This is a genomic window from Dyadobacter sp. 22481 (assembly GCF_052044875.1).
Taxonomy (GTDB): Bacteria; Bacteroidota; Bacteroidia; order Cytophagales; family Spirosomataceae; genus Dyadobacter; species Dyadobacter endophyticus.
Genome location: NZ_JBQENV010000004.1, coordinates 67,816 through 87,805 on the forward strand (window position 1 = coordinate 67,816; position 19,990 = coordinate 87,805).

General features: G+C 48.8%; 14 protein-coding genes and 1 riboswitch. Of the genes, 4 read left to right on the forward strand and 10 right to left on the reverse strand.

Annotation, left to right across the window (positions count from 1 at the left end):
• Nucleotides 1-4: 4 nt before the first annotated feature.
• From ACTJJJ_RS26325 to rocD, 9 genes are all read right to left on the reverse strand, one after another.
• Nucleotides 5-772, reverse strand: coding sequence for a class I SAM-dependent methyltransferase (locus tag ACTJJJ_RS26325; protein ID WP_440703527.1), 768 nt, complete (start codon nucleotides 770-772; stop codon nucleotides 5-7).
• Nucleotides 769-1,689 (reverse strand): glycosyltransferase family 2 protein, encoded by a 921-nt coding sequence (locus tag ACTJJJ_RS26330; RefSeq protein ID WP_440703528.1) that lies wholly within the window; start codon nucleotides 1,687-1,689, stop codon nucleotides 769-771. The genes ACTJJJ_RS26325 and ACTJJJ_RS26330 overlap by 4 nt, the downstream gene beginning before the upstream one ends.
• Nucleotides 1,686-2,780, reverse strand: coding sequence for a DegT/DnrJ/EryC1/StrS family aminotransferase (locus tag ACTJJJ_RS26335; RefSeq protein WP_440703529.1), 1,095 nt, complete (start codon nucleotides 2,778-2,780; stop codon nucleotides 1,686-1,688). The genes ACTJJJ_RS26330 and ACTJJJ_RS26335 overlap by 4 nt, the downstream gene beginning before the upstream one ends.
• On the reverse strand, nucleotides 2,777-3,172 hold the full coding sequence (locus ACTJJJ_RS26340; protein WP_188938466.1) for a sugar 3,4-ketoisomerase: 396 nt from the start codon (nucleotides 3,170-3,172) through the stop codon (nucleotides 2,777-2,779). Before ACTJJJ_RS26340 ends, ACTJJJ_RS26335 begins: the two co-directional genes overlap by 4 nt.
• Nucleotides 3,173-3,439: 267 nt before the next feature.
• Nucleotides 3,440-4,639: a hypothetical protein gene (locus ACTJJJ_RS26345; RefSeq protein WP_188938467.1), complete on the reverse strand. Its 1,200-nt coding sequence runs from the start codon at nucleotides 4,637-4,639 to the stop codon at nucleotides 3,440-3,442.
• 48 nt (nucleotides 4,640-4,687) lie between these two features.
• Complete coding sequence (locus tag ACTJJJ_RS26350; RefSeq protein ID WP_440703530.1) at nucleotides 4,688-7,786, reverse strand: AAA family ATPase; 3,099 nt, start codon at nucleotides 7,784-7,786, stop codon at nucleotides 4,688-4,690.
• A gap of 140 nt (nucleotides 7,787-7,926) precedes the next feature.
• Nucleotides 7,927-9,441 carry a GH3 auxin-responsive promoter family protein gene (locus ACTJJJ_RS26355; RefSeq protein WP_426292240.1) on the reverse strand — a complete coding sequence of 505 codons (1,515 nt, stop codon included), beginning with the start codon at nucleotides 9,439-9,441 and terminating at the stop codon, nucleotides 7,927-7,929.
• 112 nt (nucleotides 9,442-9,553) lie between these two features.
• Complete coding sequence (locus ACTJJJ_RS26360; RefSeq protein WP_188938470.1) at nucleotides 9,554-10,945, reverse strand: S41 family peptidase; 1,392 nt, start codon at nucleotides 10,943-10,945, stop codon at nucleotides 9,554-9,556.
• A complete protein-coding gene (rocD, locus tag ACTJJJ_RS26365) occupies nucleotides 10,942-12,204 on the reverse strand; it encodes an ornithine--oxo-acid transaminase (protein ID WP_440703531.1) in 1,263 nt (420 codons plus the stop codon). Before rocD ends, ACTJJJ_RS26360 begins: the two co-directional genes overlap by 4 nt.
• 210 nt (nucleotides 12,205-12,414) lie before the next feature.
• Nucleotides 12,415-12,509: riboswitch (TPP riboswitch) on the forward strand.
• A gap of 70 nt (nucleotides 12,510-12,579) precedes the next feature.
• On the opposite strand from rocD, the gene ACTJJJ_RS26370 reads away from it, so the two are divergent.
• The 4 genes from ACTJJJ_RS26370 to ACTJJJ_RS26385 all read left to right on the forward strand — a co-directional run bounded on the left by ACTJJJ_RS26370 (nucleotide 12,580) and on the right by ACTJJJ_RS26385 (nucleotide 17,768).
• Nucleotides 12,580-15,027, forward strand: a complete 2,448-nt coding sequence (locus ACTJJJ_RS26370; RefSeq protein WP_440703532.1) for a TonB-dependent receptor — start codon at nucleotides 12,580-12,582, stop codon at nucleotides 15,025-15,027.
• 348 nt (nucleotides 15,028-15,375) lie between these two features.
• Nucleotides 15,376-16,164 carry a DUF433 domain-containing protein gene (locus ACTJJJ_RS26375; RefSeq protein WP_440703533.1) on the forward strand — a complete coding sequence of 263 codons (789 nt, stop codon included), beginning with the start codon at nucleotides 15,376-15,378 and terminating at the stop codon, nucleotides 16,162-16,164.
• A gap of 48 nt (nucleotides 16,165-16,212) precedes the next feature.
• Nucleotides 16,213-17,241, forward strand: coding sequence for a uroporphyrinogen decarboxylase (hemE, locus tag ACTJJJ_RS26380; protein WP_426292246.1), 1,029 nt, complete (start codon nucleotides 16,213-16,215; stop codon nucleotides 17,239-17,241).
• A 2-nt stretch (nucleotides 17,242-17,243) separates the two neighbouring features.
• Nucleotides 17,244-17,768 (forward strand): D-glycero-alpha-D-manno-heptose-1,7-bisphosphate 7-phosphatase, encoded by a 525-nt coding sequence (locus ACTJJJ_RS26385; RefSeq protein ID WP_440703534.1) that lies wholly within the window; start codon nucleotides 17,244-17,246, stop codon nucleotides 17,766-17,768.
• Between the two features lie 243 nt (nucleotides 17,769-18,011).
• Here the strand turns inward: ACTJJJ_RS26385 and ACTJJJ_RS26390 are convergent, their stop codons facing one another.
• Nucleotides 18,012-19,505: an arginine decarboxylase gene (locus ACTJJJ_RS26390; protein ID WP_188938474.1), complete on the reverse strand. Its 1,494-nt coding sequence runs from the start codon at nucleotides 19,503-19,505 to the stop codon at nucleotides 18,012-18,014.
• Between the last annotated feature and the right edge of the window lie 485 nt (nucleotides 19,506-19,990).

Here is a 19,990-nt window from a genome sequence, read left to right on the forward strand (position 1 = left end):
GAAATCAGGCCGGCTGGAAAGTCATGAAGAGCGAGCTCCCGAATGGTGCCTTACCCAGAATGGCGGATTCGGCTTTGGTAATGGTCTTTAAAACCGCATTCAACGCATCGCCAGGGTATTCGACATCCGAATCGAGATGATCAACATTGATCTTCTTCTTCCGGATCTGGTAATTCTGCCATTGCCGCACAAGCAGAATCGGCAACGAAAGCGCGAATGGCCAGTAGGTAGTGTAACCGATCCGCAGCCCGGCCGCTTTGCCGAATGCCTGGAACTGTTCCAGCTTGAATCGTCGCGAACTGCCTACCGCGAGGTCGTGCGTGCCGGAAAAGGCTTCGAATGCGTGAATATTAATGATAATCAATCCATTGCGATTCAGGCGGTTTCTGAACGCGGTCAGTGCGCGGACGATCTCTTCGTCGGTCAGGAAATAGAGCGCGTCGTTGCAGGTGATGATGTCGAACGTCTCACCCGGTTCGAATGCATCCACATTCCGAAGATCGCCGAAGACGACATTCAGTCCGCGTTCATTCGAGAAATCGATGGCATGCTGTGAATAATCGAAGCCCCGAAGGTTGGAATAACCATTTTCTTTTAAAAAAGACATTAACCCGCCCGTACCGCAAGCTGCATCGAGGATTTTGAGATCGGGGTCCATCGCTCTGAAATGTTTGCGGATCTGGCTCAAAACCTTGCCGTGGAGGATCTGATACCACCACAGCTTGCGCTCGGTTTCGTACATGCGCAGGTATTCGAGCCGGTTATCGATCATACGTGTTCAGAGCTGTTATATTTGATCACATATTGCGGCTGTCCGCTTTGCGCCATGAAACTCTTGCCGATATATTCCCCCAGCACACTCAGCAGCATGCATTGAATGCCGCCAATGAAGATAATGGTGGCCGTTACCACCTGCCAGCCCTTAGGGTCGGGACCGATAATCCATTGTAATGTGAGAAAGAGCAGAAGTAAAAAGCCCAGGCTGAACAAACCAACGCCGATGGGTACAAAAAGACGGATAGGCAGTGACGAGTAGCAGAACAGGATATTGAGAAAGAGGGATACCAGCTTGTGTAATGTGTAATTGGAAGCCCCCTCTTCACGCTTCTCGTGCGCTACCTGCACGGTACCGATGTTGCGGGTGATCCGGAATATCAGTCCGTCGATGTACGGATAGGGACCGTGGTATTTGATTATTTCCTGCACAACTTCCTGCCGGATCAGTTTGAAGCTGGATAAATACAGGTCTTTGGGTTTATTCAGAAGATAGCTCGTAAGCCAGTTGACAAACCTACTGCCCATGTTCCGGCCGACAGAGTGCTGTTTTTTGGCATAATGTGTGTAAACAACGTCATAATCTCCCGATTCTGCCGTTTCCACCAGCTTTAATATTTCTTCCGGAGGATTCTGAAAATCATCGTCGACCATCACGCAATAGTTACCATAAGCCCAGTTGAGGCCACACATTACCGCATTGAACTCGCCGTAATTTCTGCGAAGAGAGATAAACCGGACATTCGCGTAGGCATCCGACAGTTCCCGGCAAACCTGCTCGGAGCGGTCGTGGCTGCCATCGTTGACCATCACGATTTCGAATGATATTTCTGATAAAGTCGCTTGCAGCTTTTCGATCAGCGGCCGAATGGTCTTTTCACTGTTGTAAACCGGAATGATGACCGATAGCTTCATTGACGATCGAATTGATTGACGGTTTGAATGATGTAAGCCACCTCATGATCCGTTAGAACCGGGTTGAGCGGCAAACTGATCACTTGCTGGTGGATCTGCTCTGTGAGAGGCAAATGTAAATCTTTAAATTCTTTGTAAGCCAATTGTTTATGAATAGGCTGCGGATAATGAACGTTCGTCTGCACCCCGTGCGCATCCAGGAACGCGATAAACTCCGAACGCCGCGGGTGCCGCACTACAAAGAGATGCCAGGCATCTTCCGAGAGCCTGTCACCGGGCGGCAATGTAAGGTCGCGGCATTGTAATTCCCGCAAATACCGGCCGGCGATTTCCCGTCGACGTGCGTTTTCGGGATCCAGGTAAGGTAGTTTTACACTAAGAATAGCGGCCTGCATTTCATCCAGACGGCTATTTACACCTTGATACTCGTTCTGATACCGGATCACCGAGCCGTAATTACGCAGGTAGCGTATCTTTTCGGCCAATGCGGCGTCATTGGTCGTGATGGCACCGGCATCGCCCAGCGCACCCAGGTTTTTGGTAGGGTAAAAACTGAATGCTGTCGCGTCTGCCCAGGCACCTACTTTCCTGCCTGCGTGCGTAGCTCCGTGTGCCTGAGCGGCATCGGTTATTACTTTCAGACTGTATTTTTTTGCCACATCAAGAATATCTGCTATTTCGCAGCTTCTACCATAAAGATCTACTGTGATAATCGCTTTTGTCCGCGGTGTTATGGCCTGCTCGATCAACGCAGGATCGAGCAGCATCGTTTGCGGATCGGGTTCCACGAAAACCGGCGTAAGGTGCAGGTAACTTACCGGCAGTACCGATGCGATATAAGTATTGGCAGGCACGATGATCTCACTGTCTTTCGGAAGATCCATGGCCGTCAGTATCAGCGTAATAGCGTCCAGGCCGTTGGCCGTGCCCACGCAATGCTCCGCTTCGCAATATGCGGCAAATGCCTTTTCAAATGTTTTCAATTCATTGCCCAGGATGTACCAGCCCGACCGGATCACCCGGAGGGAAGCATCTTCGATCGCTTGCAGATAAGGGGCATTTACCTGATTTAAATCCAGAAATGGGATCATTGAAATACTGTCTGGATTAGCTGATTCAGCGGATAGGGCTCGTCGATGTAGTCGGCCTTGTCGTAATATTCATTGGACAGTACCAACAGGATCGCATCATCCGAAAAAGAATCCATAATGTGCCAGTCTTTGGGTTCGAGAATCAGGCAGGAAACGGGATTATCCAGAATGAAAATTTCTTCTTTTACACCGTCGTTGGAGTATATACGACAACTTCCATGAATACAAACCAGGGCATTCCAGGTTTTGTGATGCCTGTGGCCACCTCTCTGCGTCTCACTCGCGCCGTAAATATAAAATACGCGTTTGATCGTACCGGGGATGATTTTTTCGAAGACTGTGAGGTTACCCGATCCGGTGTTAAATGTATCCAGCTCTACTAATAGCGGCATATGGCAATTTATAGATTGTTAGGGTGTGGCTAAACTCTTTCAGATACGCGATCCGCTTCAAAAGTAACCGATTAGTAAATGTCAGATATTTTTCCTTTAAAATACAAAAATACCTTTCACATAAAAAAATCGATTACTCTGAGGCAAGGCTTAATGATCATTTAACGGATCCTGCCCGGAGTGCCGACACACTCGCGTTGACCAATGTTGCCAGGCATTGGTTGGGAGAGGACGAAAATAATCGGCCCGACCCCTATCCGGGCGACCCTATCCGAATAAGCCCCAATGCAGACGATGGTCGATCAGCATGAACAGTTTGAGAGGGAGCGGTTCCAGCCACAGTATTTTGTTGTAGCCCATATAAAAAACCTGCGGATGCCCCACACAAATGAGCATTGTGAAAAACAGAATGAGCCGCACAGCGGATGTGGAAGAGGTTTCGATCAATATAAAAACCGCAAGAAGAATAAACGGGAAGCCGTACGATAACGCCCTGTCGATATCATGCACGTAGATTCCGGTGGCCACGAGCACCGAAAAGCCGGCCATCAGCGCCAAGAGAAGCCAATAGCGTTTCGTGAGGCACAGTACCGCAAATGCGGCGGTCAGGATAAGCCAGCCCCCCTCGAATGTACTCCAGATACTGCTTCCCAGGCCGTTACGGTGGGCATTTGCCAGCAATACCGGCGTTCCGATCGTAGAATAGGAGTGATGCGGAAAATACGTAACCTGCACATACTCCCGGATTGTGAAATAGATCGCCCACGCCACCCAAACCACCAGGCTCTCGCCCGTAAACGCCGATTTCAGCAGGCCAGGAACACCGAAATTGTTGTTGCGGTAGGCCTTCGTACCCATCCACCAGAGCACTAAATAGCCTCCCGCCACGACAGCGCGCTCGTCGGTGAAGAACGCGATCTGAAGCGACAGGAATATCACAAGCGGATTCTTGCTCAGCAACGCCAGTAGCAGGAAGAAAAAGGCAAATTCATCGCCATACCCGTGCACGTCCGCGAATGCCCACACGCTCACGAAAATGTTGGCAATAGCCGTCACAAATAGCGCTGTACTTACCTTGTCGCCCGAAATTGAATAGATATAAACCCCTATTTTGTACAAAAACAGCACACCCAAAACGGCCTGGATGATCAGGATCAGCAATACATTGTGACCGGTCAGAAACGAGAGCAGCGGCAATGTCCAGCGGAATATCATATTCTCGCGACGGACGTCATAGTCCATGTCTTTGGGGTGCAGCAGGTCCTGCGCCTGATTTTGGATAAACACCCACGCGTCCAGGCTCACACCGTTGTTTCTCAAATGATTAAGCAGCAGCGAATAGGGTGGAAAAGCAAGAAAAAGCGACAGCGCGACAGCCAGGAAGGTGAGCTTCCACAACCAGTTCTTTCCCGATAATTGTGCTTCAATCCAAAGTAGAAACGACCCGTAAAAATTTTCCAAAAGCATAGGACGGCTTGGGCAAATAGGCCCAAATATACATTTTATGTCTGATACTCATTTCCAGCTCGGCACGATCCTGCTCCCCTCGTCGCTTTCGGTAATGCGCAGGTACGTCTGGATTTCCTGCTGCAAATCCTCGACATGACTGATAATACCCACAATCCTGTTTTCCTTCCGCAATGATTTCAGCGTTTCAAAAACGGTTTGCAAAGCATTCTTATCGAGCGAGCCAAAACCTTCGTCCAGGAAGAAAAAGTTGTGTTTCGACTCGTTTCTGACGTGAATGTGGTCGGCCAGGGCCAGTGCCAGCGACAAGGCTGCCTGGAATTTCTGTCCGCCCGAGAGTGTTTTCAGCAACCGCATATGGCCGCCATTGAGTAAATCCCTCACCCAAAAACTGTTGCCTTCGCCCAATTCAAGGTGAAGCTGCTGGTGGGTCATCTGGTGGAAACGGTGATTTGCCGCCTGAATGAGATTTTGCAGATAAATACTCGACGCATAATCCACAAACCCGCTGGATCTGAACAACTTCGCAAGATCGTCTAAATGTTCCTTCCTGAGCTGCAAACGGCCTTTTTCGGCAAGTAACGCTACTTTTCTAGCCAGATCTTCTGTCAACTGTTTCAGCCGCCCCCCAATATTACCTTCTTCCTTCCGCTGGGAACTCAGGTTTTCAGTCAGCATATTTTTCAATGCAGTAACCTCTCCATGTTTTACGGCGTCGTATTGCTCATCGGCGTGTTCTTCGAGCAGGTTTCTCAACTCCGCACCGGTCGTTTCCAATGCGAGTTTAAACTCGTCGATCGCCTGCCGCTCGGTTTCGATCCGGATGGGCTTTTGCAGTATTTCCACCACCTGCAATTCCGATTCGAATCCATAGGCGGCCAGCTGGTTATCGATCTTTTCCTGCGCCACGGCAAGATCACGCTGGCTTCCTTCGAGCGCCACCAGCAAGGTAGTTTGGCTCCCCCAAAGCGTATTCCGGTCCTTTTCAATGGCATCTACCTGCTTTTCAGCCTCGGCAAATGCGGTTGAAAGCTGCTGATAATCCGCTTTCAGTTCGTTAATCTTCTCTGAAATCTCACTTTTGTCGGTCGTTTCAAAATCCGCCAGATTAACCCTCGATAACTGTTCCGAAAGCGTGTGAACGGTATTTTCAAACCTCAGAATCTCGTCTTTCAACACTTGAAGCGGCTTTTCGATCTTTTCGGTTTTTTCTCTGGTAGCCGCTTCTATTTGCTCCGTGAAGGCTTTCACTGCTGTTTCCCCAGCTTTGATCTCTGCCTGTAAAAGGCTGCTTTTCGAAAATCGCTTTTCAAAACCTTCACGGTCTGTTCTATTGAATGCGGCCCATTCAAATGTTTTATCATGCGATTCCAGCTTTGCCTTCGCATCCGCGAATCGTTGTTTTATCGACGATTTTTGTTTTTCAAGACTTTCTATTTGATTGAAAACTCGCTCTACCGGCGATTGTAAACGCCTTAACAGCCTTTCTTTTTCATCCAATGCATTCAACTGCTTTTCTATTGCGACCGTTTCTTCGGATAATGTGCCATCGGCTGTCAAAACTTCCGGATGGTGCAGCGAACCGCAAAGCGGGCAGGGCTCTCCGTCTTCAAGGTTACCAGCATATTCGTGTAGCGCAACCCTCGTTTTGATGTGCAGCAACTGACGATTGAGTCCCTTTCGATCATTTTCGCTTTTTTCCAGGTAATTAGAAATGCCCGCTTGAAAAGCCTCCAAAGATTTCTCTACCCCAAAACCAATACCAAAATCGCGGGTGATCTCTTGTAATCTTTCCCCAAGTCCGTCACTAAGCGTTTGGATCTCCGCTGCAAGCGCCTCAGCTTCTGTTTTAATCGCCTGACGGTTCTCTGCGAGGCTGTCGGCTGTCGTGAACCAGGATTTTACAAGGCTCATTTCGAGCACATCGCCGAGGCCTGCCTTTCGCTTTTCGTTGGTCGCTTCCAGCTCCTGTCTTTGCTGTTTTTGTATTTCAATAGCAATTTCCTTCTCCTTCAACTGCTCCTCGCCCCGCTGTAAGGCTTCTTTCCGTTTGATAACTGCTTGTGAATGTTCGATAATCCGAATGACCTTTTCAAGCTCCTCAGCGGTGGCCAGCAGCTCTTCACGCTTTTCATAGCGCGGCCGCAGCATTTGCAATGTTTCCTTCTGTGTTTCCAGCAAACCCGCCAGCTTCGACAACCTTTCCTGGTTTGTTTCTGAAATACGCTGGTCTCTCGCTATTGCGGTCAACAGATTGCTTTTTTGGTCAAAAATGGATTTGAAATGCAGCGAACAGGTCTCAAAAGTCTTCAACATGGCCTCGCGTTCCTGCATTGTCGCTCGCTGGGAGTCGAGCACGGCCAATCTGTTGCGAAGAACCTGAATTTTCTCGCCGGCAAGTTTGAGTTTCTGAAAATCACTTTCGAGTGCTGTCTGGACGGCAAGCTCATCGGTAATCTGTTGAATTTGTTGCCGGAGCTGTTCCAACCGCTGCCCGCCTTCCGTGAGCATTTCCTGTGTTACCTCGCCAAGTCCCAGTAACTGGCCGTCGACATTCGATAATGCGAGGTCGTTCTGCTTGCTCAGCGAGCCTACGTTACGGCTTAGATCATATTTTTCGAGCTGGAAAAGCTCTTTCATCATCCGTGTCCGCTCGGCGTCTTTCAGTTCGATAAATTCCTGAAAACGCCCCTGGGGTATGATGATCGTCCGGCGAAAGTTGTCATAACTGAGGCCGATAATGCTTTCGGTCGACTCGTTTTCGGCCAAGGGCACCCAGTCGTTTTCCTGCCAGATGTAACCTTTCCTGTCAAAGGTTTTTACATCCTTGAAATTCTTACTATTCCGTTTTCCACGCACCGTGAACCGGTAACGATCGCCGTTCTTTCCTGCAATGCATTCAAAATCGATGAGCAAATCGTCGGAGCGGAGGTTCATCATATTATAGGTCCGGTCGTCCCCCGACTTGTTGAGCCGCTCCGTATCACCGTACAGCGCAAAGGTAATCGCCTCAAGAATGGAAGATTTCCCGCTTCCCACAGCCCCGAATATCCCGAACAACGAAGCGTCCGTCAGCGGATCGAAATCAATTTCCTGCTCGGTCTGGTAAGAGTATAGTCCTTTTATTTTTAAGCGTTTGGGAATCATTGATGCGGCGTTGCGGTAGTGGTAGCGTCGGAAGAATTTGGCCGCCGACCGCTGACCACCGACCGCCGATTACTTTAATATTTACTGTTTAATATTCGATTCGCAAGTATCAAATCGGCCGTCAGTTTCCCAACGACACTTTACAAACTGGCGAGCAAATCGTCCAGATACTCCCGCGTGTTGCTCAGCCGCGGCACCTTGTTCTGGCCACCGAGCTTGTGTTTCCTGCCCATCCACGCGTAAAAGGTACCTGCGGGGGCGAAATGCACTCGCGGGAGCGTGAGGGCCATGTCTTTATAGCGCTTAGCATCGTAGTCGGAATTAACTTCCCGCAATGCATTATCCAATGCGAGAACAAACGCACCGCGATCCTCGGGCTCTTTGGTGAACTCTATGATCCATTCGTGGCAGCCGCGCGAGCCATCGCCCATGTACACGGGGCCCGCGGTGTAGTTCGCTACAAGCGCGTCGGTCTGGTGCGCTGCTACCTTAATGGCGTGGTCGGCATTCTCGACGATCACCTCCTCGCCGAATGCATTGATAAAATGCTTGGTACGGCCGCTTACTTTCACCCGGAATGGATAGATGGACGTAAATTTCACCGTATCGCCGATCAGGTAGCGCCATAAGCCTGCATTTGTCGAAATCACCATGGCGTAGTTCTTCCCTACTTCCACTTCATCCAGCAACAGCGCCCGGGGATGCTCCTTGCCGAGCTCTTCGATAGGTATAAATTCGTAAAAAATCCCGTAATCGAGCATGAGCAGCATTTCTCCTACCCGGCTAATGTCGTCCTGGATCGCAAAAAAGCCTTCCGAAGCGCTGTAAGTTTCAAGGTACAACACCTGGTCGGAAGGGAAGTATTTGGTCATGAACAGATCGCGGTAGGGCTCGAATGAGACCGCTCCATGCACGAAAACCTCGAAATCGGGCCAGACCTCCAGCATATTCTTTTTCCCGGTACGTTCGAGAATCTGATCGAGCAGCACGATCGTCCAGGTAGGCACGCCGAGAATACTCGTCACGTTTTCCTGCGAACAGATCGACGCCATTTTATCCAGCTTGCTTTCCCAGTGGTCCATCAATGCAACTTCCAATGGCGGTGTGCGCATGAACTCTGCCCAGGAAGGCAGGTTCTGCATAATTACCGCCGACACGTCCCCGATCTGGGTATAATCGTCAAAAGGGTTGGCATGTAAAGTTCCGCCGATCGAAAGGCCCTTTCCATCGAAAACACGGGTATCGGGGCGGTTGTTAATCAGCAGGGTCATCATGTCCTTGCCGCCTTCATAATGGCATTCTTCGAGCGCCTCGGGCGAAACAGGCAGGAATTTACTTCTCGCGTTGGTCGTACCCGACGACTTGGAAAACCATTCGATCTGCGACGGCCAAAGCACATTCGGTTCGCCTTTCAGCACCCGCTCGATGTAAGGGTAAAGCTGCTCATAAGCCGAAACAGGCACCTGTTCCTGAAATTCCTTCACCGTTTTGATCTGCCCGTAGTTATAGCGGCTACCCCATTCGGTGTAGCGGGCCGTTTCGATCAATTCGGAAAATATACGCTGCTGGGTTTCAATGGGGTACTTCATAAACTGTTCGATCCGTTCGAAGCGTCGCTTCAAAAACCAGACAGTCATATCATTTACCAGCTTCATAAAGGTCAATTAGTTAGAAATACGCAAGTCTGTAAAAATAGCAATAAAAAATGGTGCGAGAACAGTTGGAAGCCGTTCTCGCACCATTCAAAAAAAATATACCAGCCGGTCGTTATCTGTCGTAGAACATGTTGCTACCGCCCGCTTTGCGGCTGATCGACGAGGATAGTTCCGTACTTGCTTCTTCCTGCAACACCCGAGCGCTGCGGCCCTGGCGGGTCACGTGCGTGCCCGTGATCTGAAACAGTGCCTCACCCAACAACGGGTCGCGAGGGTCGCCGTAAGGATAAAGGATGTTGCCTTCGCTTATTTTCACATCCGGTTCGAAGCCTACATGGTAATCCGATTTTTTATCCTTATTCAAAGATTTCGAAACTATGGGCTGCAAACCCACTTTAATTCCATTCTTCTCGTCGGCGATCGTTATCGACCCCACATTCTTTCCGACCGTTTTACCCCCGACCAAAGTCACGGCCATAAACGGCTTCAAGCCATTGATCAGCAATTCACTCGCCGACGCTGTACGCGACGACACCAGCACCACGAGGTGTTGCAGGTTGCCGCCCACATTCTGGCTTTTGGATACGAACTTGTCGTAGAAATAGGATTCGCCGTATTTTTTGAGGCTCGTTTCCGTCACTTGCTTGTTATATTCTTTGTAATAAAACACGTCGTTTGCCGTAACCTTGCCGATCAGGCTCGCCAGGTTCGTCGCTGAACTTACATAACCTCCGGGGTTGTAGCGCAAATCGAGCACCAGCGCATTGACGCCACTATTTTTAAACTCGCCGAAGATAGCGTCCAGCTTTTTGTCGTATGCTTTGCTGCTGGTCTGATAGGGCTCCGGAATGAACTGATGATAAACCACATAGCCGATTTTACTGGCGCCGATCGTATACACTGAGTCAAAAAACACCGGGTCTTCCTGCAATACAACCGGTGCGACCTCCCTTGTCGTTTTAGTTTCCTTTAATGTACCGTCCGTGATGTCAGCCAGGGTGTAGCTCACCTTATCTTCCGTATTCAGCAATTTCGAATAGTTCGAATCCGTCAGTTTCTGGCCATTTACACTACTGAACACATCCCCCCGGACAAAACCGGCTTTGGCAGCGGGCGAATCGGGTATCACATAGAGCACAATCCCAACTATATTGCTGGTGTTGGCCGGGAAGTAAACCAGCTTGTACTCCATGCCGCTGGTTTTGGATTCACCTCCCAAAGACGCTTCCAGCTCCTTCGCACTTTCCTGCATCCATGAAAACCGGTCGCCATCCGGGCGGGCCGTAGCGTCATATTTATAAAGCAGCGAGTTGAAAAAATCGCCGGGTGTTTTGTTATAATCCGGTGACGCGGTAATATGATCCGTCCAGTAATACCAATATTTCATGTTGGTATAGATCCATTGGTTGGTTTCGGTATCATTCTTGGGGTCTACGTTTTTATCCTTACACGAAAAAACGAGCACAGCCAGCAAGATCACAGGCAGGAAAAGTCTCAGTTTCATAGATTTCCGTTCATTTCTATAAATACCTCTTCAATAATGCGGCAGGCTTCGTCCATTTGCTGCTCATTGATCACCAATGGCGGTGCGAAACGGATTTTGTTGCCGTGGGTAGGCTTGCACAGCAGCCCTTTTTCCATCATTTTATAACAAAGGTCCATCGCCGTGCTGTTATCTTCCGAATCGTTGATTACGATCGCATTCAGCAACCCTTTCCCTCTAACGCTTTCGATCAGCGAACATTGCTTTTGAAGTTCCTGCATTTTCCTGCGAAAGGTTTGGCCCATTTTCTCGGCATTTTCCGCCAGTTTTTCATCCTGAACTACCTCTAATGCAGCTATCGTGACCGCGCATGCGAGCGGGTTACCGCCATATGTGGAGCCATGCTCGCCGGGAGCGATCGTCAGCATTATCTCGTCATCGGCAAAAGCAGCCGAAACCGGCATGGTACCGCCGGATAATGCTTTTCCGAGTACCAAAATATCCGGCTTCACGCCCTCCCAGTCGCACGCCAGGCGCTTGCCCGTACGCCCGATGCCGGTTTGCACCTCATCGGCGATGAAAAGCACGTTGTATTTTGTACACAAATCGCGCACACCTTTCAGATAACCTTCATCCGGCACCACCACACCAGCCTCTCCCTGAATGGGTTCCACCATGAATCCGGCAATATTGGGGTCGCTTTTCAGGACATTTTCAAGTGCACCAAGGTCGTTGTAGGGAATGATTTCGTAGCCGGGCAGGAACGGACCGTAATCATTGGTCGACGACGGGTCCGTCGAAGAAGATATCGCCGCCAGTGTCCTGCCCCAGAAGTTACCTGCCGCGTACACCGTTTTCGCTTTGCCGGGCTCGATACCCTTCACTTTATACGCCCATTTCCGGGTCAATTTCAGCGCAGTTTCACCTCCTTCGACGCCGGAATTCATCATTAGAACTTTATCATACCCGAAGTATTCGCAAAGAAATTGCTCGCATTCGCCCAAGCGGTCGTTATAGAATGCCCGCGACGTCAGCGTTAGTTTTTGTGCCTGTTCGATCATCGCCTGCACGATCTTTGGGTGGCAATGCCCCTGGCTCACCGCGCTGTAAGCCGAGAGAAAATCGAAGTACTGCTTCCCTTCCACATCCCACAAAAAAACGCCCGAGCCCCGTTCGATCACTACCGGCATCGGTTTGTAGTTATGCGCGCCAAAGCGGTATTCGAGGTCAATGGCGTGTTTGGAGGCGCTGATATCGGGTGTGTCTGTATAGTTTGGCATTGTAATTCAGGCAGTTATTAAGTTCGCATTGAAATATGTAAAAATACAGAAAACGACGTTAATATGCCGATACACGCAAGATATGTGTTGAATTTAATTGGTTATATTATTATTGAAAACCTTTCATGTACAAAACCTTAATCCTGAGTCGCGCCAGGACAATAAACCGGGGTCACTTGTAACATCCCTTCCAAACACTTAATTTTGCAGCATAATCTCAAGGGGTGCCCTACCGAACGGGCTGAGATCATACCCATTTAACCTGATCCGGGTAATGCCGGCGTAGGGAGAGAAAGCCGGAACCGGCTGTTTTCTGTTCACATTTTATCGAACTTTCGGATAGGTGGCCCCTGCCTGTTGTAATTGACTATCGCAATGCGAAAAATTACTACCTATCTACTGGCGCTGTCGTTAAGCACCACCTCGCTCCTCTCTTTTGCACAAAAAAGCATTTCCGGCCGCATTACAGATGCCGAAGACGGTAAACCTCTGCCCGGCGCGACGGTCAAAGCAGGCGAAATCCGCGGCACGAGCACGGATAAGGACGGGAATTTTATTCTGAAAAACATTTCAGACAATATCGACGCCCTCGACATTTCCTACATCGGTTACCAAACTTCGAAGATATCGCTTGGCGGCTCCGAAAAAGTCAATGTTAAACTGACAAAGAGCACTTACCAGGCCGATGAGGTCATTATCAACGCCACCCGCGTGAATGATAAAACGGGTATGGCTTACACCAACGTAACCGCCGCCCAAATAGACAAGCAGAACATGGGGCAAGACCTTCCCGTGCTCCTCAACTTCTCTCCTTCCCTCGTGAGCACGAGCGACGCGGGCGGTGGTGTGGGCTACACGGGTATACGCATACGGGGCTCCGATGCGACCCGCATTAACGTGACAGTGAACGGCATTCCTTATAATGATGCGGAAAGCCAGGGTGTTTTCTGGGTCAATATGCCCGACTTTGCGTCGTCGGTGAGTAGCATCCAGATCCAACGCGGCGTGGGGACCTCTACCAACGGCGCCGGTGCGTTCGGCGCTTCGGTGAATATCAATACCAATGCATTTCGCGAAACGGCTTATGCGGAGCTGAATAACTCATACGGCTCTTTCAATACGTTCAAAAACACATTGAAAGTCGGCTCGGGACTGATTAAGGATAAGTTCACATTCGATGCACGGCTATCGCGGGTTTCTTCGGACGGCTTTGTAGATCGTGCTTCCTCGGAATTGCACTCCTATTACCTTTCGGGCGGGTATTTCGGCAAGAAGAGTTTTGTGCGCGTGAATGTATTTTCGGGCAAAGAACGCACTTACCAGTCGTGGAACGGTGTACCGGAGGCTAAACTCCGCGGGGACCGCGAGGGCGTTCTGGCTTATATTGACAGAAATTATTTAGGAGAAAAAGACGCACAAAACCTGCTCAATTCCGATAACCGGACTTATAATTCATATACTTACAAAAACGAAGTCGACAACTACCGCCAGGACCATTACCAGATCGTTTCCTCCCACAACCTGAGTAACAAACTGACATTCAACCTCAACGCGTTCCTCGTACGCGGCCTGGGCTATTACGAACAATACCGCGCGGCAGACGATTACAGCAAATACAACCTGCCTAACGTGGTTATCGGCAAAGACACCCTCACCAGCACCGATATCATCCGCCGCCGCTGGCTGGATAATTACTTTTACGGAACTACATTTTCATTCGACTATAACAGTTTCAAAAAACTTACCGCCAGTTTTGGCGGCGGCTGGAACCAGTACGACGGCGACCATTACGGACAGATCATCTGGGCGCGCAATGCGGGAAATATCGAAAACGAGCATCAATACTATTTCAGCACGGGCAAAAAGAAAGATTTTAACCTGTACGGAAAGCTCTACTATGCTTTTACAGACAAGCTAACCGCATTTGCCGATCTGCAATACCGTCGCGTAAGCCATGCCATTCATGGAACCGACAATGACCTCGTTCAGCTCGCGTTCGATCAGTCGTATTCATTTTTTAATCCAAAGGCAGGTCTTACTTATCAATTGGCTGAGCAAAGTTCCGTTTACGCATCATACAGCATCGGAAACCGCGAACCTAACCGTGATGATTTCACTTCCTCTACCGCCAATCTCTTCCCAAAAAGCGAGCGTTTGCAGAATGTCGAAGCCGGTTTCCGTACGCAGCAAGGCAAATGGGCGTTTTCAGCGAACTACTATCTGATGAGCTACAAAAACCAGCTTGTACTCACCGGCCAGATCAATGACGTAGGCGGTTCCGTACGCGTGAACGTGCCTAAAAGCTACCGCACCGGCATCGAGCTGGAAGGGGCGGTAGTTTTCAATAACCACCTGAAATGGAATGCAAATGTTACCTTCAGTCTGAATAAAATCAAAAACTTTACGGAATACATTGTCGACTATGATAACGGCGGTTATCAAACCGTGAATCACGGCAAGTCGGATATTTCCTTCTCACCGAATGTGATCGCGGGAAGCCAGTTCACTTACGCGCTGCGTAAAAACCTTGAGCTGGCCCTACTGACGAAATATGTGGGTAAACAATATCTGGACAATACTTCAACCGAAACCCGCAGACTCGACGCTTACCTGACCAACGATATCCGCCTTTCCTGGATCATCAAACCATCCTGGGCGAATGAAATTGCTTTCAATTTGCTGGTAAACAATGTGCTGGACGAGAAGTACGAATCGAACGGCTACACGTATGGTTATATCGCCGGCGGTGCACTGACGCAGGAGAATTTCTACTTTCCACAGGCAGGAAGGAATTTTTTAGTTGGGGTGAATTTTAAGTTTTGATAATTGCATTAGCACTTTTCAAGCGGCTCCGGAAGCTCTTTTCGGAGCCGCTTTTTCTTTCTAACTTGCCGGGGTCAAATACTTCACTAACACACATTTCCAATAATCATGCCCTTCGAAAAACAAGAACTGATCGGTATAGGAACGGGAATTTATACCCTCGCCGACATCGCGACTATTCTGGGACTACCGCCAGCTAAAGTAAGCAGGTGGATGAATGAATAATGGAATTTACATTTTGGCAAAACTGCACAATCCATTTTTACAAATGGGGCGGGGCGGGACCGCGTCACCAATTTTCTGACCCTGATAGAATTTTTCACATTCTATCAGCTTCGCGAAGAAGGAGTGAGTGCCCAGAAGATCGTTAAGGCTCACAATATTCTCGAAAAAACATTTCAAACCCGGTACCCGTTTGCCAAATCCCCAATTTTCACCGATGGTAAGGCTGTTTTGTTCTCCGGTGAAGTTGGTGAGATTATCCGTGCAGATGAGACCTTACAGATAACGATTAAAGAAATCTTCTCCCCGTTTTGTAAAAAAGTTGATTTTAATAAAAACGATTTAGCAGAAAGATTCTTCCCAATGGGGCGAAATCATAATGTGATCATCGATCCGAAAAGGCAGTTTGGACAACCGGTAGTGGGCGAGACGAATGTTTTAACGGAAACCATTTTTAATCTTTTTAAAGGCGGCGAATCGGTCAGCATGATTAGTAGACTATCACCGCAGTGCCGCATGACAAAGATTTATATTGATGAAAATATTTCTCCGCACATAGCAGCAGGCCTTGCCATTCTTGAAAAGCCAACCGGGGACCAGTTCGAAGTCCTATCTATCGAAAGTGTGTTTGGACGCGGGGCTTTGGACGAGGAATGGCTCCCGAAAATCGGAGAAGAAAAAGCTGTGGTCATTACACAGGATATAAATATTTATCGGACAAGAAGTCAGCGAGTGTTATTTGAAAAGCACCACGTAGGTGTTTTCTTCCTTAGTCCGCCTTCCAAAACCGGTTATCAATATTGGGAGATGGTAGAACAAATCATCAAACGCTGGCGTGATATCAAGAAGCATTGTAAAGGCAAACGACCATTTGCATTTCGATGTACATCGCGAACTGACTTTGAGAGACTATAAATCCACCCCACCCCTCCGCCATAACCACTTTCTCCCTACCTTTGCCGCATGAATCTGAAAAATGACCTTTTGCTTCGGGCGGCGCGGGGGGAGAAGACCGAACGCACGCCTGTTTGGATGATGCGCCAGGCTGGACGCATCCTTGCAGAATACAGGGCCGTTCGCGAGAAGGCCGGGAGCTTTATCAATTTGGCCACTACACCTGAAATGGCAGCAGAAGTGACCCTGCAACCTGTCGACTTGCTGGGCGTGGATGCTGCCATTATATTTTCCGACATTCTGGTGATTCCCGAGGCAATGGGATTGCCCTACGAAATGGTGGAACAGCGCGGGCCGGTTTTTCCAAGCACGGTCCATACGCTGGAAGACCTTCAAAAACTGCACATCGCCGAGCCGGAAACGGATTTAAAATATGTGCTGGACGCCATTAAAATAACAAAACAAGGCCTTGCAGGCCGCGTACCGCTGATCGGTTTCGCGGGCGCGCCGTTCACCATCTTCTGTTACATGACGGAAGGCAAAGGCTCCAAAACTTTCTCGGTTGCCAAAAAGCATTTATACGCCGATCCTGAATTTTCACATACATTATTACAACAAATCACCGACAGCACGATCGCTTACCTGAAAGCGCAGATCGCTGCCGGCGCCGATATTGTACAACTTTTCGACTCCTGGGCAGGCATTCTGTCGCCGGAGCAATACCGCGTTTTTTCCCTGCCCTATATCAAACAGATCTGCGACGCCATTACCGAGGTGCCTTTGACTGTTTTTGCAAAAGGCGCATTCTTCGCCAGAAAAGAGATCGGCGAGCTGAACTGCTCAGTGGTGGGCCTCGACTGGAATATGGACATCGCCGAATCGCGCGAGCTGATCCCAAATAAGACATTGCAGGGTAATCTTGACCCTTGTGTACTGTATTCTTCCTACGACCAGATCCGAGCGGAGGTGAAGAAAATGGTAGGCCAGTTTGGTACGCAGCGTTACATTGCCAACCTCGGCCACGGCGTATACCCCGACACCGACCCCGACAAGGTGAGATGTTTCATCGAGGCGGTAAAAGAGTATTCTTCTCTCTAAATATGGCTGCTCATTTGAACAAATGCGTATTCCTCGATCGTGACGGAGTACTGAACGAGGATTGCCCGGATTATCTCTATAAGCTGGAAGAACTGGTGATTCCCCATGGGGTGACGGAAGCATTGCAAATGCTGAAAGAAACGGGTTATCTGCTGATCGTCATTACCAACCAGGCAGGCATTGCAAAAGGCCTTTACACGGCCGATGATGTGTATGCTATTCATGAAGCAATGCAACGCGCGTCGCATAATGCGCTGGACGATCTGTATTTCGCTCCATTTCACCCCTCCTACTCCGGCAACTCGTTGTCACGGAAGCCAGGTTCGTTGCTGATCGAGAAGGCTATGGCCAAATACAATATCGATCCGGACCAATCGTGGATGATAGGCGACAGGGACAGGGATATGGAGGCAGGAAAGAATGTGGGTTTGAAAACGATACATATTATCCCGCATGCAGAAGAGTCGACGGGAGATTATGCCGCTGTGAATTTGCTGGAAGCAGCTAAGCTGATATTGAAACGGTAACGCTTAGGCTTTTACTACCGGCGCTGGCTGGGTTTTCTGTACTGATCCGTATGCAGGGCAGGCGTGTTTGGTGCAAGATGATGCAACCGCCAATGTTCCGCAAACAGCCAGAAGAAGTAAGATCTTTTTCATTTTCCAGTTCGTATAAGATTTTGTCACTACAAAAATATAAAATTAAGTTCTTTGAATGAGCGTTTTAGCTTGACTAATAACGAACTCACTCAAAGAACTTTATATACGGTATCAGATTTTTGTTTCTGCCAACTCCTCTTGCGGCTTCACACGGGACTTTTCAGCAACTGGTTTTTCAACAACCTGCTTTCCATCCTGCGCTCCGAAAGGCTCCTCTTTGAAACCCAGGATCCGCAACATCGAATCGCTGTTCTGCTCGTCGGCAAAAACGCGTGTAGTAATGCGGCCTTCTTCGTCGCGGTCTACGAGTACGTGCTTCGGCGCCGGGATCAGGCAGTGCTGAATGCCGCCATAGCCTCCCAGCGACTCTTGGTACGCACCAGTATGGAAAAACCCAATGTATTGTGGTTCGTTATCCTCGAAAATAGGCATGTACAAATCTGCGCTGTGCATTTCGCTGTTATAGAAATCCTGCGAGTCGCACGTTAATCCGCCGAGATTGACCTTTTGATAAGGGTTATCCCAGTTATTGATAGGCAGCATAATGTATTTCTGGTTCATACCCCATGAATCGGGAAGCTGGGTAATGAACGATCCGTTGATCATGTACCAGAGCTCCTTATCGTTTTGAAGCTTTTTATCGATGATTTCATAAATCACCGCGCCGCTCTCGCCGACGGTATAGCTCCCGAACTCGGTGAAAATGTGCGGAACCGGTACATTGTTCTTGTTGCAGATCCACTGAATGTTCTCGATGATCTCATCGATCATCTGCTGGTAATCGTAGCCGGCTTGCAATGAAGTCTGGATCGGAAGGCCTCCGCCGATGTCGATCGAATCGAGGTCGGGGCAGAGTTTCTTCATTTCGCAGTACTTGAACATGAAGCGGGTCAATTCACTCCAATAATAGGCGCTGTCCTTGATACCGGTATTAATGAAGAAGTGCAGCATTTTGAGCTTGAAACGAGGATTCGTCTCGATCTTCTCTTTGTAAAGCTGCTGTACATCATTATAGCGGATACCCAAACGCGAGGTATAGAATGCAAAATTCGGTTCCTCGTCCGTCGCGATGCGCATTCCAAACTGAACCGTGTCGGCAGTCACCTGCTGCTCGTACGATTCGATTTCTTTGAGGTTATCCAGGATAGGGACCACATTAAACCCTTCGTTAATGAGCTCGCTCAGGTATTGCGTGTACCGCGGCAGCTTGTAGCCGTTCGCGAGAATGTACGTGCTCTTGTTGACCTTGCCCCGGCGGTAAAGCTCCCGGATAATTGGGATATCGAACGCGGAAGACGTTTCGATATGGATATTATGCTTCAGAGCTTCTTCCAGTACGAAACTGAAATGCGACGATTTCGTGCAGTAGCAATAGGTATAGGTGCCTTTATAGTTATGTCTTTTGAAGGCATTCCGGAAAAACATATTGGCATTCTCAATGTGTTCTCCGATCTTGGGCAGATAATTGATCTTTAACGGCGTACCATGTTCCTTGATGATATCCATCAGAGGTACATTGTTGAACAGCAATTGATTATTATCGACGTTGAACTCCATGGTCGGAAACTCGAACGTCTGCTGAATCAGGTCAATGTAGCTTTTCATTGATTTGTTTGTCGCGATGGCAATTAGTGAATTGGGTGTTAAAAAATAGGAACGAAAAAGGCCCGAAAATTGGGCAGAATATGTGTCATTTCCAAACACGGATCACTGTCAAATCATTCCCTTTCGAAAGCAATTTATCGCTCTATTTGCCAAGTTCATACCCGAAAATCGCCGCTTAATAATTTTTTAATTGACCAACCGGCGACGAGATGCCTATTTTCAGGCCATAAAACCGGAAAACGGGTGAGAACATCCGGCTTCTCGACTCATTCCCAGCGTTTTGTATCGACCTATTTATTCTCAATATAATCCTATTCAAGATTTATACATTTCTCAACAGCTAAAAACCATTCCTATGATTCTTCTCCAATCGGCAGTGCTCATCAAGCGTCCGAAATACGACCAAAGCTGCTAGTTATCAGCGTACAAGGGCTTTTTGCAGTCCATTTTGTGCCTACTTTGCCAATAACAGACTACTAATGCGT